This is a genomic window from Bacillus sp. Y3 (genome assembly GCF_008123875.1).
Lineage (GTDB): Bacteria > Bacillota > Bacilli > Bacillales > Bacillaceae > Bacillus > Bacillus altitudinis.
The window spans coordinates 117,357-133,703 of sequence record NZ_VSSC01000005.1; the positions used below are offsets into that span (position 1 = coordinate 117,357).

General features: G+C 42.2%; 16 protein-coding genes. 4 read left to right on the forward strand and 12 right to left on the reverse strand.

Going from position 1 to position 16,347, the window contains the following annotated elements; translation table 11 throughout:
- Positions 1-26: 26 nt before the first annotated feature.
- Positions 27-2,243, reverse strand: coding sequence for an RNA ligase (locus FXF70_RS12895; protein WP_148780367.1), 2,217 nt, complete (start codon positions 2,241-2,243; stop codon positions 27-29).
- A gap of 107 nt (positions 2,244-2,350) precedes the next feature.
- On the opposite strand from FXF70_RS12895, the gene FXF70_RS12900 reads away from it, so the two are divergent.
- On the forward strand, positions 2,351-2,542 hold the full coding sequence (locus tag FXF70_RS12900; protein WP_035391946.1) for a hypothetical protein: 192 nt from the start codon (positions 2,351-2,353) through the stop codon (positions 2,540-2,542).
- Positions 2,543-2,555: 13 nt separating this feature from the next.
- Here the strand turns inward: FXF70_RS12900 and FXF70_RS12905 are convergent, their stop codons facing one another.
- From FXF70_RS12905 to FXF70_RS12935, 7 genes are all read right to left on the reverse strand, one after another.
- Positions 2,556-3,464, reverse strand: coding sequence for a DMT family transporter (locus tag FXF70_RS12905; protein ID WP_052320291.1), 909 nt, complete (start codon positions 3,462-3,464; stop codon positions 2,556-2,558).
- A gap of 330 nt (positions 3,465-3,794) precedes the next feature.
- Positions 3,795-4,517, reverse strand: coding sequence for a LutC/YkgG family protein (locus FXF70_RS12910; protein ID WP_035700910.1), 723 nt, complete (start codon positions 4,515-4,517; stop codon positions 3,795-3,797).
- On the reverse strand, positions 4,514-5,938 hold the full coding sequence (locus FXF70_RS12915; RefSeq protein ID WP_142155165.1) for a LutB/LldF family L-lactate oxidation iron-sulfur protein: 1,425 nt from the start codon (positions 5,936-5,938) through the stop codon (positions 4,514-4,516). Before FXF70_RS12915 ends, FXF70_RS12910 begins: the two co-directional genes overlap by 4 nt.
- Positions 5,939-5,959: 21 nt before the next feature.
- On the reverse strand, positions 5,960-6,676 hold the full coding sequence (locus FXF70_RS12920; RefSeq protein WP_007499377.1) for a (Fe-S)-binding protein: 717 nt from the start codon (positions 6,674-6,676) through the stop codon (positions 5,960-5,962).
- Positions 6,677-6,864: 188 nt separating this feature from the next.
- Positions 6,865-7,716 carry an SDR family oxidoreductase gene (locus FXF70_RS12925; protein ID WP_008343941.1) on the reverse strand — a complete coding sequence of 284 codons (852 nt, stop codon included), beginning with the start codon at positions 7,714-7,716 and terminating at the stop codon, positions 6,865-6,867.
- A 135-nt stretch (positions 7,717-7,851) separates the two neighbouring features.
- Positions 7,852-8,265: an Rrf2 family transcriptional regulator gene (locus tag FXF70_RS12930; RefSeq protein ID WP_035700902.1), complete on the reverse strand. Its 414-nt coding sequence runs from the start codon at positions 8,263-8,265 to the stop codon at positions 7,852-7,854.
- Between the two features lie 48 nt (positions 8,266-8,313).
- Positions 8,314-8,787, reverse strand: coding sequence for a VOC family protein (locus tag FXF70_RS12935; protein ID WP_148780368.1), 474 nt, complete (start codon positions 8,785-8,787; stop codon positions 8,314-8,316).
- A gap of 159 nt (positions 8,788-8,946) precedes the next feature.
- Between FXF70_RS12935 and FXF70_RS12940 the strand changes: the two genes are divergently transcribed.
- Positions 8,947-9,390 carry a DUF2188 domain-containing protein gene (locus tag FXF70_RS12940; RefSeq protein ID WP_007499382.1) on the forward strand — a complete coding sequence of 148 codons (444 nt, stop codon included), beginning with the start codon at positions 8,947-8,949 and terminating at the stop codon, positions 9,388-9,390.
- Between the two features lie 28 nt (positions 9,391-9,418).
- Here the strand turns inward: FXF70_RS12940 and ku are convergent, their stop codons facing one another.
- Positions 9,419-10,267: a non-homologous end joining protein Ku gene (ku, locus tag FXF70_RS12945; protein ID WP_008343945.1), complete on the reverse strand. Its 849-nt coding sequence runs from the start codon at positions 10,265-10,267 to the stop codon at positions 9,419-9,421.
- Between the two features lie 115 nt (positions 10,268-10,382).
- Here ku and FXF70_RS12950 point away from each other — a divergent pair, with 115 nt between their 5' ends.
- Together FXF70_RS12950 and FXF70_RS12955 are read left to right on the forward strand one after the other, a co-directional pair.
- Positions 10,383-12,248, forward strand: a complete 1,866-nt coding sequence (locus FXF70_RS12950) for a DNA ligase D (protein WP_148780369.1) — start codon at positions 10,383-10,385, stop codon at positions 12,246-12,248.
- Between the two features lie 34 nt (positions 12,249-12,282).
- On the forward strand, positions 12,283-12,978 hold the full coding sequence (locus FXF70_RS12955) for a YoaK family protein (protein WP_035700895.1): 696 nt from the start codon (positions 12,283-12,285) through the stop codon (positions 12,976-12,978).
- Between the two features lie 39 nt (positions 12,979-13,017).
- On the opposite strand, the gene FXF70_RS12960 is transcribed toward FXF70_RS12955, so the two are convergent.
- The 3 genes from FXF70_RS12960 to FXF70_RS12970 all read right to left on the reverse strand — a co-directional run bounded on the left by FXF70_RS12960 (position 13,018) and on the right by FXF70_RS12970 (position 16,304).
- Positions 13,018-13,239, reverse strand: coding sequence for a hypothetical protein (locus FXF70_RS12960; protein ID WP_008343948.1), 222 nt, complete (start codon positions 13,237-13,239; stop codon positions 13,018-13,020).
- A 462-nt stretch (positions 13,240-13,701) separates the two neighbouring features.
- Positions 13,702-14,814: a response regulator aspartate phosphatase gene (locus FXF70_RS12965; RefSeq protein ID WP_048003261.1), complete on the reverse strand. Its 1,113-nt coding sequence runs from the start codon at positions 14,812-14,814 to the stop codon at positions 13,702-13,704.
- A gap of 245 nt (positions 14,815-15,059) precedes the next feature.
- On the reverse strand, positions 15,060-16,304 hold the full coding sequence (locus FXF70_RS12970; protein WP_187424771.1) for a collagen-like protein: 1,245 nt from the start codon (positions 16,302-16,304) through the stop codon (positions 15,060-15,062).
- Positions 16,305-16,347 lie beyond the last annotated feature (43 nt).

The following is a 16,347-nucleotide window of genomic DNA, read 5'->3' on the forward strand; positions in this document are numbered from 1 at the left end:
TTCTTTAGAAAAGACTCTTTGTTAGACTATGCATTTATTCCGTCATTATTCAAATGGGCCGCTTCTGTTTGCTCAAATTGTGAACGCAGCTCAATGATTGAGCTGTTTCTCACGTTTACTGGATCTTGCTCGAGTAGCCATGTATAAAATCTTGCTTGCTCTGCTGTTTGCAAAGCCTGCATATATTTTTGGGTGGAGCGCTTATCTGCAACACGCTGTTTAATGGATCGCATTTGCTTCCAAAATTGATAATAAGGAAGCTTTAACTTGGTCATAAAGCCGCTGTTATCCTCAATGACATAACCTTCTTCTTTGATTGTGTCATCATGTGATACAGATTGATACCATTTATAGAAAGAGGTCCAATCATGAAACACTGCCACTTGCTGTTTGCACCGCATGCCAAGCTGTTCACTGAGCCTTTTCACTTCAGCAAATGGTTCTTTTTCATAGCTCAGCTGACGCTTCACGATATCAAGTAAAATGAGTTGATCATGATCATATGTGATAATATGCGGGTCTTTCTCTGGCAAAATGACTTCAAATACAAGGGATACATGGTTGTCGCGTACGTATGATTTGATGTAATCGACCTGCACATCGTCAAAGGTCGCATAAAATAGCTCTTCGACCCAAGCAGCATGCTGATTTTGCTTCACATGTGACGTATACGATTTGGACGTAAACACCAGCTCATCTTTTATGTCGTTAAACCCAACCGTGCCTAAGTATCCATTTGCTTTATCATAGACCGTCACAGGAAATTGAAGATGATTCACTAAATGCTGCATTCTTGTTTCAGGACGTTCATCAATATTAAAGAACTTATTATAACTTCTAGACACAATCTGCTTTGAAGTCATATTGATAAACAACCCTCTTGCTTTGACATTTATTTCATCCCATTGTCTTTCACTAAATGCTTTTTTGGTGAAATTAAAAGATGAAATATCGTGTGGCAGCTTTAATTCTTGTACATATTCATGCTGATCTAAATGGGCTAAAAAATCACCCAGCGTCACATTGGGCTGAACAAAGACCGGTTGCTTGTTTTCAGAAGCTCTGTAGACAGGATTGTCAATTTCATGTGTCTCAATCCCGCCTGCTGTAATTTTTAACACACGCAACTGTCCACCAAATTCAACCTGACCTTCGAGGTTATAAGATCTTTCCGCCGCTTGGATAGGCAGTCTATATAAATTGCGATGACCGTGAATTTGAATGATATCTAATCCAGAAGTATTTTGCACAAATAAGTGGTCAATGTCATCTGAATATTCACCTACTCCGTGAATAAGCTGCTGCGTTGAGACATGCAGAAGCTCTTCTGGCAAATGGGCAAGCCCACCATGGGTGACAAGAAATGTCTGACCATGATACGTAAAATAGGTGAGCTGATGAAATGTTCTGACAAACTTCCTTAATTCTTTTAGGTCAAAACCTGCTTCCGCAATTTCAGGCGCAGTATGACGGTTAAACATATTACTTCTCACTTTTTCTTCATGTGCATATTTGTAAAGATGCTGATCATGATTTCCTTCAATGACGATCACATTGCGGCATTCTCTATGTGCCAGCATCCATTCTAAAACTTCCTTGTTTTCTATTCCTCTATCAAGCAAATCACCTGCAAAGATATAAAGCTCGTTTTCTTTCAAGTCTCCTTGCAAATAAGTATTTAGAGCTGTGTAACAGCCGTGAATATCACCGAAGACGTGAATGGCTTCATACTGATCAAAAGACCTGGGCTGATACGTCATAATGACTGGATATTCCTCAGGCGTCAAAACGGTTACCCATGAAGGCACCTTCTCTGTCTTTAACCGTTCATTCATTTGATATAACACAGATTCCTTCACTACTTTGTGCGGCTCTCGACCGCGATTTTGCAGCAGGGCTGTTTCAAGAGGCACTTGCGTAAAATCGACGACATACACTCTATAGCGGTATGAAGTAGCTAATGATTTATACTGCGAAATGGACTTACTTGTGACATGTGTTGCATCAATGACAGTAAAGTCTCCTCGTTCCATTCGGGCTGTGAGGAGTTCAAATAATAAAGACCAGACTTTATGATCATGTTTGCTTGAAATTTCCGGTTTCCCATTGACTGATAACTGCGGAGGCTGGGTTAACAGACGGATCTGATCCGCTGATAATGTATATGGTTCTAAGCCTTGTTCTTTGATCCAAGTTGATTTACCTGCACCTGGGAGACCTCGTAAAAGGACTAAAGTTCTCATAATGGTTCTCCTTTAATGAGTGATATTTTACCTATTATAGATAAATTATGGATAAATCTCAATCTTTTATTGATTATGGTAATATATAGATATAAGGAGGGTTACACATGCCTAATGAAGCGAATACTGCATTCAACATTGGGGATATCGTATTTCAAGTATTTTCTCTTCTATTCATTGCATTGATCGTGACCATCGTTGTCATCGCGATTCGAATGATAAGAAGAAAACAAGTGGAATTGAAGAAAGTCGAGGCTAGATTAAACAAAGTAATTGAAAAAAATCATTTAAAAGAGTAAAAAAATCCGGGAGTTAACCGGATTTTTTTGTTTTCATCACGATCCCTTGTCGCTGCTGCATCAAAAAGAAAAAGACACCTAAAAGGACAAGAAGACCACCGAACATTTGCAGCAGCGTGACTTTCTCTCCAAGCAGTAAAACAGCGAGTATCGTTGCCCCAACAGGTTCTCCTAGAATACTCATTGAAATAGTTGTCGCATTCACATAGGTTAACAGCCAGTTGTTAATGACATGGGACATGGTAGGGATAATGGCGAGCAGTAAGAAAATCCCCCATTCTTTACCCGAATAGCCTACAAAAGGCGTTTGCTGTATAAGGTTAAATAAAATTAAAAAAAGGCCGGCAAAACCAAATACACAAAAACTATAAATCCAATGAGATATCTTTCTCACAGCTTGTTGACCGATTAATAAATAACAAACAACAGCGATTACACTGAAAAAGGATAAAATGTCTCCTATAATGGCGTCTTGGCTATGTCCGATATCCCCCCATCCGATCATGAGCGCACCAACAATCGCCGCACACATTGTGAAAATGGCTGACTTCGTTGTTCGTTCACGAAAAATGAGAAATCCGCCTAATAATGACACCATCGGCTGAAGTGCAATGATGATTGTAGAGCTCGCCACTGTGGTGAGCTTCAATGAGCCGAACCACAAAACAAAATGGAGCCCTAAAAAGAAACCTGACATACATAAGAAAAACCAGTCTCTCCGCTTTAACGAGACAAACTCTTTTTGACGCGGCAGAATAAACGGAAGCATCAAAACCGCCGCAAATATCATTCGATACATACTTAAAATAGCAGCAGGCGCACTTGACCACTTCACAATAATGGCCGAAAACGAAATCGCAATGATGGAGATCACAAGCGGCACCGCAATCGACTTCTTTGGAGCATTTGTCTTCATTTCCATTAGCAGCTTCCTTTACATCAGCAGTAGATGAGCTTCTCATCTTGTATGACGTCATCTTACTATGACTATTCGCCTAGAGGCAAGATGAATTTTAAGAATGTTTACATAAAAAAGGCTTTGTTCACGAAAGCCCCAGATTGTTGACAAAGGGCTAAAATGAACTTTATTTTAGCCCTTTGTTTTCTTTTCAGCGTGATAGAAAACCTTTGCAGCCCTAGGAAGGACGAGCATCGGCGCGGAGCGAATTTAACATTCGTGAGCACCGAAGCACAGGACTGACACCGAATGCGAGGGTTTGCCTATACGCTGAAGCTTTCTTCACGAAAGCCCTTATTCATCATCTATTAATACATAAACAGCCCGCACCGGCCCATGAACACCAACCACTAAATTCATTTCAATATCGGCAGAATTACTTGGACCTGATATAAAATGAATGGCGCCTTTCGTCTGCTCTCCTTCTTCTACTAGGCGATGAAGAGCTGAAACAGCATGAATCATCCGCGGGACAATTGTGCTTTTTTCAATACATACGATATACATCATCGGTAAAAAATGAAGTGCTCTCCCTTGACCTTGATGGGAGGAAAGAACAACGGTTCCGGATTCTGCAAGTGTGTAATCGCTGAATACCACTGCATATTTCGCTTGTTCTGCCTGCCTTATATTTTCTTCTCTTGATGTATCTGCATTCCAGCTAGTGACTGAGATTCCTTCTTTCTGCAAGGCTTGAAACATAGGATGACATTCATATTGTGCAAAACGTCTATCGCTCGAAGTCATCACAGGACCTTCTCCATACTCTTTCATCAATAATCGTAACGTTGAGGGTGCTTCTTTTGGTGTTGTTTCTACCACTCTCGTATGAATTTGCTGACATTGCACCTTCAATTGCTCTACCAATTCTTCTTTCGACAGACCTTCATTTGTTTCCCAATTGACTCGATGCTTCCAAACCGGACGCCGAATAGATGCAGGCTTGGTGGAGCTTTTGCCTAATTGTTGCTGGATATGTGCTAAAAATGAATCCCGATGAGAAATGGTTCCTTTCATTGCCGCTCCTCCTTTTGTTTCTTTTTAAACCAATCCCGAAACCTTTCTTTGCTTGGCGCTGGGAGGTCACGAATTTCTGTCCAATTCTTTAAAGGACCCGCACCTTTTGAAATCTGTCCGTTTGAAGCCATACGTTTCAAGAGCACAGGGGCTGCTTTTGTTCCAAATCGATACATTCTAGGAGTGGATGCGCCCATTCCGAACATTTTCATTGCCATCATTTCCGCTTTAGGCGCTCTCCCCTCTTTTTCAACGATGACTTGTCGATGTTTGATTAATAATTCGTGAAGTGGAATTTTCACTGGACAAGCATCTGTACAGGCTGCGCACAAACTTGAGGCGAAAGGAAGCTCTTGGTAGTCGTCATATCCTCCAAGTAGCGGCGAAAGAACAGCACCAATCGGACCCGGGTAAATTGATCCGTACGAATGACCACCAACATGCCGATAAACGGGGCACACATTGATACAGGCTGCACACCGAATACATTGCAAAACTGGCTGAAATTCTGTCCCTAATATATTTGACCGTCCGTTATCCACAATGACCAAATGAAACTCTTCTGGTCCATCGACCTCTCCTTCTCCTTTTGGTCCCACGACAGAGATATAGCTTGTTAACTTTTGACCGACTGCGCTTCTGCACAATAGACCGACAAGGACATCGAGCTCCTCCATCGTTGGTACAAGCCGCTCCATCCCCATGACTGCGATATGTGTCTTTGGAATGGACGTGACAAGATCCGCATTCCCTTCATTCGTCACAAGACAAATCGATCCTGTGTCAGCCACAGCAAAGTTACAGCCCGTCACACCAATATCTGCTTCAAGAAATTTTTCTCGTAACAAAGCTCTTACAAATTTGGTCATTTCTTCAGGAGTCTCTGACATATCATATTCAAGCTTTTCGTGAAAAACTTCCCTTATTTGTTCTTTCGTCATATGAAGGGCTGGTGCCACGATATGTGAAGGTGGTTCATGGTCATCAACTTGAAGAATATATTCTCCAAGATCGCTTTCAACTACCTCGCAGCCAATCTCTTCTAGCGCTTGATTCATTTCAATTTCTTCTGTGACCATTGATTTTGATTTCACGATCTTTTTTGCTGCTTTTTTTTGTGCTACATCTTGAATGTACGCCGATGCCTCTTCCTTTGTTTTTGCAAAAAACACATGACCTCCACGTCTACTCACGCTCTCACTTAATTGATATAAATAGTCATCAAGATGAGCCAGTGTATGCTGCCTGATGTCCTCTCCAAGTTCACGCCACTTTTCCCAGTTTCCAAGCTCTTCACTTGCAGTCATCCGTCTTTTATACAGACGCTCTTGTGCAGAGGAAACAGCTCCTCTCATCACAGCGTCTTCTAATCCTTCGCCGATCCGCTCTTTAAAAGCCTTCTCTCCAATTTTCATACTCATGTGCCGTTCCCCCTCTTAGCTTCAGCGGCTATTCAACACTTCTGCGATATGCATCACTTTAACTGGCTTATGAAGACGATTCAGCCTTCCTCCGATATTGAGCAGACAGCCACAGTCAGCACCGATGATATATTCAGCACCTGCCTCCTCTATGCTTTGTACTTTTTCATCGACCATCTGCTCAGAAATGGGTGTCATTTTGATTGAAAAAGTTCCTCCAAATCCGCAGCAATTTTCAGCGCGAGGCAATGGTTCCATCACCAAATCTTTGACATTTGACAACAGTGTGAAAGGCGCTTCCTTAATTCTAAGCAGTCTCGTCATATGGCAGGAGGTATGATAGGTGGCTTTTCCTTTCAAACTCGCACCTACATCTGTTACATGTAATATATCAACAATAAATTCCGTTAATTCATATGTTTTCGCAGCAAGTGCCTGAGCACGGGCGAACCACGCTCGGTCTTCTTTAAAAAGGTGCGGATATTCTAAAAACATGGCCTTACAAGAACCTGATGGTGTGACGACATATTCAGCTGATTCAAAGGCTTTCATCATATTTTTGGCCGCTTTGATAGTTTCTTTTGTATAGCCGCTGTTAAAGGCGGGCTGCCCGCAGCACACTTGTGCTTCAGGGAATTCCACTTCAACACCAAGCCGCTCTAACACCTCAACAGTCGCCTTTCCTACATGTGGCTGCATAGTGTCAATTAAACAGGTGACAAATAAACTGACTCTCATCGGCGAACTTCCTTTCTTTTGCTGCACCTTGATTTATGTCCGGTCATCTGATGACTGAATAATGGACCTTCATTTCATTTTAATCCCAAATTTCTGAAATTTCAACGAACGGATTTGTCTAAAATTTGGACATCATGCTTGTGTAGATACATGAAAAAAACGCCCTTTTACAGGGCGTTTTGACATGTTTAGTTTGACATCATTTCTCGTATTCTATCTTCAATAGGTGTTAAAGAGCGGCCTAATAGTTTTTCGAAATCATGGCTTTCGACTGCTAATGCCCCATCGCGGATTCCGCTTTGCATCGCTTTGACAAATGGAACAGCTTCTTTCGGTACACCATTTGACGCTAAAAATTCTCCAAATGTATCTACATCCATGTGCTCTACTTTGATTTCTTTCCCGCTCACTTTGCTGACCATTTGTGCAAGTTCAGTGTGTGTGCGAAGCGGTCCTGACAATTCATAGATTTCCTGATCATGTGCCGGCAGTGTTAACGCATTTGCTGCTGCTTCTGCATAGTCATTTCTTGTTGCCCAGCCGACTTTACCTTCACCAATTGGGCTGATAAACGGCGCTCCGTTGACTGATGCCAGAATCGTATCTTTTTCATTTTCCACATACCAATTGTTTCTTAGAAAAACATGAGGTATGCCAGAGGCCAAAATCGCTTCTTCTGTTTTTGCATGGTCATGTGCTAGGTTAAGCTGACTTTCTCTTGCATTGACAACACTTGTATAAGCAATAAATGACACATTCGCTGCTTTCGCTGCTTGGATGGCATTGATATGCTGCTTCACGCGGTCTCCATCCCCAGACGAAATGATCAAAAGGCGATCAATCCCTTGAAACGCTGATTGAAGTGTATCCGGCTGTGTGAAGTCTCCCTTGCGCACATCCACCCCAGCTTCCTTTAGATGAACTGCTTTTTGCGGATCTCGAACACTGACCGCCAATTGTTCAGCTGGTACTTTTGCGAGCAAATGTTTGACGACGAGCGATCCAAGTTGTCCTGTTGCACCTGTCACTAATAATGTCATTGATTTGACCTCCTCATTTTTCGTTCAACGGTGATGTTTCATGTATGAAGCAGCTGGTTTCTTGCATCAGATCATTCGTTATAATCGAAATGGTTACAACGAAGGGGTAAAAAAAGCTCTATGTATGAGCTTTTTCTACTCCGCCTCGATTAATAATTGCTTAATTGTCACTTGTTTAAGGTGATGCTCAAGTGCGGACTGTGCTTCTTTAAGTTCTTGCCGCAGTCTCGTATCCATGGCTTGACCAATTGGACATGCAATGACTGGTTGATGAAAGTTAAATAACTCTTCATCTTCGCTTACATCCACAGCCCGGTACACATCTAGTAGAGTAATGTCCTCTGCCGGCCTTTTTAAAGAAGCACCGCCAACTCCTCGGCGAATCTCAATGAGATCCGCCTTTTTGAGCATAGCCATCATTTTTCTGATAATGACTGGATTTGAATTAACACTTTCTGCAATAAAATCCCCTGTGCACTCTTTTGAAACACCCGCAATAAAAGACAAGATATGAACAGCAATGGTATATCTGCTGCTAATTTGTTTCACATTCCTTCACCACCGTTGTAATCAATATAGTTACAATAAGCGGTTTTGTCAATCAATAAACGGATGTTTCTTTCTTTCCCAATCTTCAAATGTCATCATCTCATGATGTTCTCCTGCATCGATTTCAAGCGGTGCAATGCATTCAAGCAAATTGCCATCTGGGTCAAGAAAGTAAATCGCGGCATGAAATTGTGGCGGATTATCAAGAACTAAAGGCTGCTGCTCTTCCGAAAAACCAAACATCGGATGAATGCTGATCCCTTTTTCTCTTAGCCATTCTTTGATCTGCTCAATGCTGGATGTTTCTATTTGGAAGGCGACATGTCGAGTCGCTGGATGATATGGAATAGTGGATATATCAACCTTCCATAAGCCAAGCCAGCTCTTTCCTTTCTCAATCCATAAAAAGGCCACTCGTTCATTTTCATGAGCAAGTGTTAATTCCAATTTTTCAAAAAAAGAAATGGATGCCTTCAAATCACTCACAGGTAAATGTGCTTCATACAAGCCTTTCATCATCATTTCAATCACTCCTTTACTATCTTCTATTGTGCAGGAATTGAAAACATTCTTCCTCAGCAAAACGATGTATTTCAACCAAGCCATTGGATTGAGATGGTTAAATGTTTGATCCATTGCATATGGGGGAAGGTGTTCAAATAAAAGAAAGGAGCGTTCAATATGCCTTGGACAATGGAAGATTATCCAGCTTCATTCCAATCACTAGACAAAGTCATTCGAAAAAAAGCACTTGAGATTGCCAACAAAATGGTGCAGGAAGGCTATGAAGAAGGTAGAGCGATTCCAATTGCGATCAATCAAGCGAAAGAGTGGAAAAAGAATGCGACGGAAAAAGAAATGGAGGACTTTCACTCTCATGGTTCTGTGACTCCTTCTAAGAAAAGCAGCTCTGCACGACCTGAGCTCATGGATCATGCGCAGCATGTCGTGAAACATGATGAAGGCTGGGCGGTTCAAACTGAAAAAGCGAAGCGTGCAAGTGAGGTAAAAGAAACGAAACAGGAAGCCATCGACCGCGCGAAAGAGATTTCATCTAAAAAAGGAACAGCAGTTGTCATCCACCGAACAGACGGGACGATTCAGGATGTGGTGAAGCCAAAATAAGACCGCCCTTTAGCGAGCGGTCTTTTCTTTATGCATTCTTTTCTTTTTTAGCGGGTGCTTTTCTTTTCTTAGGTGCTGCTTTTTTCGTTTTTGCCGGTTTTGATCGATCGATAGAAGCCTGCAAAGCGGCCATTAAATCGGTGACATTGGATGAAGCCTCTTTTTTACCTGTCGTTTCTGGCTGAACGGTATGTTCTCCAGAGATTTTGTCTCCAATTACATTCATCAGCTGCTCTCTGTATTCATCCCGATATGCGGCTGGATCGAATGTGGTGGTCAGCTGCTCAATTAAAAGGAGCGCTGTGTCTAACTCTTTCTTCACGATGTTTTCCTCTTGCGGGATATTCGGGACGTCTGATACTTGCCTAATTTCGTCAGGGAAATGAATGGTTTCCATTAGTAAAATATGTTCGTAGCACCTAACAATCGCTAATTGCTCCTTTGAGCGAATCATGATCTTGGCTACACCGATTTTCCCTGATTCTTGCAACGCTTTTCTTAATAATGAATAAGCCTTTGCTCCGCCGGTATCTGGAGATAGAAAATAACTTCTTTCATAATAGATGGGGTCGATTTCTTCTATCTTCACAAAATCAATGATTTCGACGGCTTTTTCTTCATTTTCTTTTCTCAGCCTTTCGAGTTCTTCCTCATCCAATTCAATGAATTTATTTTTGGCATACTCGTACGCTTTTACAATTTGCTCTGGCGCTACCTCCTCGCCGCAGTTAGCACAAACCTTTTTGTAGTTAATCGGCGTATGGCATTCTTTATGAAGCTGTCTTAATTTAATATCTTTGTTTTCTGTAGCGGTAAACAGCTTGACTGGAATATTCACCAGTCCGAAGCTAATGCCGCCCTTCCATACTGTATGCATCGTAACGCCTCCGTTCTTTTCTCCTTACTATGTAATGTTTTCATCAGAGTTATGTATGTTTATGAAAATTTCATCCCACCATAAGAACACATGATGTAAGGAAGTGAAAAACATAATGAAACCGATGCGTTTAACGTCTGCACATGATATTCCTGCTGGAGCAGACTGGCTGTATGAATTAAAATATGATGGCTTCAGGGCCATTCTTATATGGGAAAAAGACGCCATCCATTTAGAGAGCAGAGCGGGAAAACGATTAAACAAACAATTTCCTGAAGTCATTGATCAGTGCCAGCAACTAACAAAGCAGCTTGCACCTTTTTTACCGCTGACCCTAGATGGAGAATTGGTCTTTTTACTGAGTGAACAAGAAAGCGACTTTACAAAGGTTCAGCAAAGAGGCCGCCTGAAAAACACAGAAACCATTCAACGCCAGGCTAAGCGGTTTCCATGTCATTTGATTGCATTTGATCTATTGAGATGCAAAGGGAAATCCCTCGTTGATTTACCGCTGATTGAAAGAAAAGCTGAGCTGCATGAGGTGTTCCAAGCAGCAAATCTTCCTCCCTCCGTTCAGCTGAATCACCCCTCTCTTCTTCAAATCATCCAAACCGATAGCAGCCCTGATGACATGAAAAAAATCATGCTGACATATTTAGCGGAAGGATTAGTTGCTAAAAAGAAGATGAGTAAATGGCAGGAACATACCCGATCGAAAGAATGGCTCAAAATCAAAAATTGGCGGTATGTATCTGTCATCGTGACTCGTTTTGATAAAGACAATGGCTATTTTCAAGGATGTCTTTATCAAGAAACGAATCTCATAGAGGTTGTCCAATTTAAGCATGGTTTTTCTAAAGAAGAAGAACAAACCCTGCGTACCTTATTTGTAACCAAAGGTCAAATGACTGTAGCATCACATTATGAAATCCCACCATCCATTGTCGCAAAGATTGCCTGTATCTCTTTTGATGGATCAGCCTTACGAGAGCCCCGGTTTTCTTCGTTTTTATTTGATGCAGATCCAGCAACGTGTACCTTTCAACACATGCTCAAACAGCTTTATCCGCTCCCAGCTATGATTGACGTCACCCACCCCGAGAAACCGGTTGTACCTGCCCTTCATATCACAAAGGCAGATTACTTACTTTATTTGAGGCAAGCCGCTCCCTATTTATTACCCTTTTTACGTGGAAGACGTCTTACGTTAATACGCTTTCCTCATGGCACTGGTGGAGAATCTTTTTATCAAAAGGCAACGCCCGATTATGCGCCTGATTTTGTTGAGACAGATCAAGCGCACGATATGTCTTACACAATCTGTAATGATCCTAATACGTTGCTTTGGCTTGGTAACCAGCTGGCGATGGAATTTCATATTCCTTTTGAAACGAGAGATACAGATCGGCCTGTAGAAATTGTATTTGATTTAGATCCGCCTTCTGTTAAAGAGTTTCACCTAGCAATAGAAGCAGCCAAACGAATCAAGGTCATTTTAGATGGACTCTTTCTCACCGCATTTATTAAAACAAGTGGTGGGAAAGGGCTACAAGTTTATATCCCATTGAAGAAAAATGCCTTCACATACGAACAAACTAGACAATTCACTGCGTTCATCTGCCAATTTTTATGCGAACAAGCACCCGAGCTGTTTACGCTAGAGCGTCTAAAGAAAAACCGCGGCAACCGTTTATATTTAGACTACCTTCAACATGATGCTGGAAAAACAATCATCGCCCCGTATTCCCCGAGAGGAAACGAGCTTGGACTTGTTGCAACACCGATTGAATGGGAAGAATTAAATAGCGAAGAATGTCATCCTTCTTTATTTACGATGCCGGCTGTTATGAAACGTCTAAAGGAAAAAGGCGATCCATTCCGTCAAATGAGGCACCATGTGAATGATGATTCTTTTCGACAAGTTTTATATCAGCTGCAGGACATATTACCAGCTCATAAAATGGACACACGCGGTCATTAAGCGTTACACTTATTCATTAGAGAGGAAGAAAGGGATGACCATTTTGACCGCACACTCAATACGAAACATTGCACTGATGTTCTTATGTCTTACCGCAGGAATAGTGGATGTTATCGGCTATTTAAGCCTGGGGCATGTGTTTACAGCAAATATGACGGGAAATATTGTACTGCTTGGCATTGCAGCAGGCAGTTCATTGCAGTTAACCGCTCTTCATTCCATCACGGCACTTAGCGGATTTGTTCTAGGTGTTTTACTAGCTGTTGTCATAGGTGGAAAACAAGAAAAAACATTTTGGCCAAAAGCCGTTACACGCATCTTTATCATAGAAGTCATCATCTTGCTTCTATTTGCTCTTATGACCATTTTTCCTTATACGCAAGGTGCTTATTTTATGCTGATTATCCTTTTAAGTATGGCGATGGGCATGCAAACGGCGGCCGCACGCAAATTAAATGTCGCTGGCATTTCTACAACAGTTTTAACGAGTACACTTGCTAACTTATTTGAAGATTTGGCGCAGCGCTTATCAAATCGGGAAAAAAGAAAAGCCCCTATTCAGCATGTGAGCTTTCTGCGAATTGGATCTATTGTCTTTTACTGCCTAGGTGCTGCTTTAGCAGCATACACAGATGCGTACGATCCGTTTATCATCATTTGGCTGCCTATTTGCATCCTAGGGGTTATCGTGATCACAGCTACATTTAAGCACTTTCACCAATTGAAATAGCCAATCTTAGATGGCTATTTCAACCACTGTGATGAAACATTAATAACTTCTTACATAAAAACCAGGAGGACGCCCCATAATGAATGTGGAGCCATATGGAGAATATCCAGAAAACGTCCCGAACCCTCCATATCCAGGGTAACCTCCTAAGCCCGAGAACACGCCAGGGCTCACATAATACCCGCCAAAGCCAATATGAGGTCCCACTGCTCCGCCGCTAAAACCGCCGCCATGAAAGCCTCCATACACCCGTGGATCCATACAATCACCTGCCTTCAACTTACACTTCATCTCATCATATGCATGACAAATGGAGCGGTGTTCCCTCTTTTGTAACAATTTCTATGTACAATAGACCAATTTCATAAAATTTGAATGAAAAGTCCTGCAAAAAATTAAATTAAGCAAAGAAAGGTGACCTTTTTAACTTGTTGCTCTGCCCTATGTTTATTTAGAATAATGGAGCAGGTAACAAATTTGCACACCCCCTTTGTTGCGAATTCTTCTTATTAAACGTTCTTGCAGCGTTTAATAAGAAGAGCCTATTTTCACCCATATAAAAAACCCTTGCTGATGATCATCAACAAGGGCGAGATATGATTGGGTGATTAACCACCAATGATTTTTTCTGCTACTTCGAAAGAACCCACTACATTTTCAGTTAAAACAGCCGCAGCGACCGCTAAACCCACAACGAATAATACTTTTAATCCTGTTTTCATCTTATATCAACCCCATTCTTTTCATATGTAAATCCGCTTCTAAACTTTTATTCAAGTAAAAAACAGACTGCTCATAAAGTGCTTGCTTTTCACAATACTTTGCAGCAAAGTGAGAAAGCTCTTTCACTTCATGATATTCATTCTTTTCTTCTAACTTTCTTAATTTCTCATTAATTTGCTGAAATCTTTGTGGCACATTCGTTAAGTAAAGATCATGTACGATGCCTATTTTGAGCTGAAACACTTCATGAGAAGCATCTTTTATTCGTGCATATGCAGCCTCTATATACTGGCTTGCGCGCTGCTTTTCACCAATCACACAGAGTTCCCGGCTGATCAGATACGTAGAATGGAAAAAGAAATCAGAATCATAATACTCTTGATGAGACAATGCTTTTTCAAGATGTCGTATGGATTCTTTCGGTTTATTCCAAAATGAATATAAAATGGCCACATTATGGTGATGCTGAGCCAGCATAAAGTCATCCTGTTCGCTTGTCAAAACCTCTTCCGCCAAACGATAATTCTCAAGCGCTTCTTCGTACCTGCCAATCTCTGTAAGGTTGGCTGCAATAAGAGAATATGAAAGTGCAGTTCTTCTTTCATAGTGCTTGTGACGTTTATAGACGTGTAGAGCCCTGCGAATATAACTTAATGAAAGCATGATATGACTCAGGCGATAGTAAAGCCACGCGACCTTAAAATCGAAATCAGCGCGTTCAATTTCACTTGGAATTTTATCTAAGAGCTTTTCCGCACTTTGATACATCTGTAATGCAACCTCATAATTCCCCTGATGCTGTTCATACACACCCTCATAAAAATCAAAATAGTAAGCAAGGCGATTAGACAAATCATCATCTTTATTCCCATAATGGCCTTCTATACTTTTCGTTGAAACATTGCCTTTTTGCCCTCTTAAATTGTACATCAGAATATGATGCCTTTTCTCTAGAAGAGAATAATACATGAGGATGTCAGCATCATCAATTTCCTCTACTGCTTGTTTCGCTTTAGCAAATAGCCGTTCTGCCTCATCTGCATGATCTTTTTTGATTTCCATGTTCCAGTCATTTAATAGTGATGCCAATTCCGCCACAGGAACTTTGCTCATTCTACACCCCCAATCACCTTCAGCTACACCACATGATTTCACTAAATATGGAACTTCTATTAGCAATTGCTAATTAGTCCATTTGACATCATTTTAATATGAATCACTTGAATCTTCAATAACCGATTCCTTCGTTGTTGCGTTTCTTTCTCCTAGTCAATGATGTATACACTAAAAATTCCGTCTTTTTTCTATTAAAGGACACGGTTGAATTGAAAAAAAAGCCCTTATTGGGCTTTTTGGATTTATTCCAATCTGATAATGGTTAATGCCGCTCCAACAGATCCTCCGCCAAGTAATACTACGGTTGCGACTAAACCGAATATTTGAAGAGAAATTTGATTCCCTGCTGCAAGTGTTGTAATGAGAGATACATTGTAGGTAGATGTAGATAAAGCAGGTGTTAAAATAGACCCTGCTATGGGTGTTCCGTTGTTAATCACCCTTGTTCCTGCCAGAAGTGCAGCGCTTGTATTTACTTGATACGTGATAAAATACCGCCCTGAAACAGGTACAGTAAACACCGTATTACCACCACTTACGGTAAATCCATCTAAACTTTGGTTATTAGGCAGCGTCACTGCCGTTCCGCCTAAAACAACCAGCACCGTACTTCCCGACGTATTGGATGCGTACATCGAGTTAGTTGTAAAACTAGTACCGGTTGGACCTGTGTCACCGGTTACTCCTGTTGGACCTGTGGCTCCCGTTGATCCCGTGGCTCCCGTTGGGCCAGTTACTCCCGTTGGACCCGTCGATCCGGTTGGGCCAGTTACTCCCGTTGGACCAGTTACTCCTGTTGAACCCGTGGCTCCCGTTGAGCCGGTTAATCCCGTTGGACCTGTGGCTCCGGTTGAGCCGGTTAATCCCGTTGGACCTGTGGATCCGGTTGAGCCGGTTAATCCCGTTGGACCTGTGGCCCCAGTTGCGCCTGTTACTCCTGTTGGACCCGTGGCTCCCGTTGGGCCGGTTAATCCCGTTGGACCTGTGGATCCAGTTGGGCCGATTAATCCCGTTGGACCCGTGGCCCCGGTTGCGCCGGTTACTCCTGTTAGACCCGTGGCTCCAGTTGGACCGGTTAATCCCGTTGGACCCGTGGCCCCGGTTGCGCCGGTTACTCCTGTTAGACCCGTGGCTCCAGTTGGACCGGTTACTCCCGTTGAACCCGTGGCTCCGGTTGGGCCGGTTACTCCCGTTGAACCCGTGGCTCCGGTTGGGCCGGTTACTCCCGTTGAACCCGTGGATCCGGTTGGGCCGGTTAATCCCGTTGGACCCGTGGCTCCCGTTGAGCCGGTTACTCCTGTTAGACCCGTGGCTCCAGTTGGACCGGTTAATCCCGTTGAACCCGTGGCTCCGGTTGGGCCAGTTACTCCCGTTGAACCCGTAGCACCAGTTGAGCCGGTTATTCCTGTTGGACCAGTTATTCCTGTTGAACCCGTGGCTCCCGTTGGACCAGTTATTCCTCCACACATATTAAGTTGGGCGCACATGTCTCACACTACTTTCAAACTGTGGAATCTTCAAGACATACAC

Bases quoted from the DNA above. Each gene is read 5' to 3' on its own strand.
- FXF70_RS12895 (WP_148780367.1), bottom strand. From the start codon at position 2,243: ATGAGAACTTTAGTCCTTTTACGAGGTCTCCCAGGTGCAGGTAAATCA.
- FXF70_RS12900 (WP_035391946.1), top strand. From the start codon at position 2,351: ATGCCTAATGAAGCGAATACTGCATTCAACATTGGGGATATCGTATTT.
- FXF70_RS12905 (WP_052320291.1), bottom strand. From the start codon at position 3,464: ATGGAAATGAAGACAAATGCTCCAAAGAAGTCGATTGCGGTGCCGCTT.
- FXF70_RS12910 (WP_035700910.1), bottom strand. From the start codon at position 4,517: ATGAAAGGAACCATTTCTCATCGGGATTCATTTTTAGCACATATCCAG.
- FXF70_RS12915 (WP_142155165.1), bottom strand. From the start codon at position 5,938: ATGAGTATGAAAATTGGAGAGAAGGCTTTTAAAGAGCGGATCGGCGAA.
- FXF70_RS12920 (WP_007499377.1), bottom strand. From the start codon at position 6,676: ATGAGAGTCAGTTTATTTGTCACCTGTTTAATTGACACTATGCAGCCA.
- FXF70_RS12925 (WP_008343941.1), bottom strand. From the start codon at position 7,716: ATGACATTATTAGTGACAGGTGCAACAGGACAACTTGGATCGCTCGTC.
- FXF70_RS12935 (WP_148780368.1), bottom strand. From the start codon at position 8,787: ATGATGATGAAAGGCTTGTATGAAGCACATTTACCTGTGAGTGATTTG.
- FXF70_RS12940 (WP_007499382.1), top strand. From the start codon at position 8,947: ATGCCTTGGACAATGGAAGATTATCCAGCTTCATTCCAATCACTAGAC.
- ku (WP_008343945.1), bottom strand. From the start codon at position 10,267: ATGCATACAGTATGGAAGGGCGGCATTAGCTTCGGACTGGTGAATATT.
- FXF70_RS12950 (WP_148780369.1), top strand. From the start codon at position 10,383: ATGAAACCGATGCGTTTAACGTCTGCACATGATATTCCTGCTGGAGCA.
- FXF70_RS12955 (WP_035700895.1), top strand. From the start codon at position 12,283: ATGACCATTTTGACCGCACACTCAATACGAAACATTGCACTGATGTTC.
- FXF70_RS12960 (WP_008343948.1), bottom strand. From the start codon at position 13,239: ATGGATCCACGGGTGTATGGAGGCTTTCATGGCGGCGGTTTTAGCGGC.
- FXF70_RS12965 (WP_048003261.1), bottom strand. From the start codon at position 14,814: ATGAGCAAAGTTCCTGTGGCGGAATTGGCATCACTATTAAATGACTGG.
- FXF70_RS12970 (WP_187424771.1), bottom strand. From the start codon at position 16,304: ATGTGCGCCCAACTTAATATGTGTGGAGGAATAACTGGTCCAACGGGA.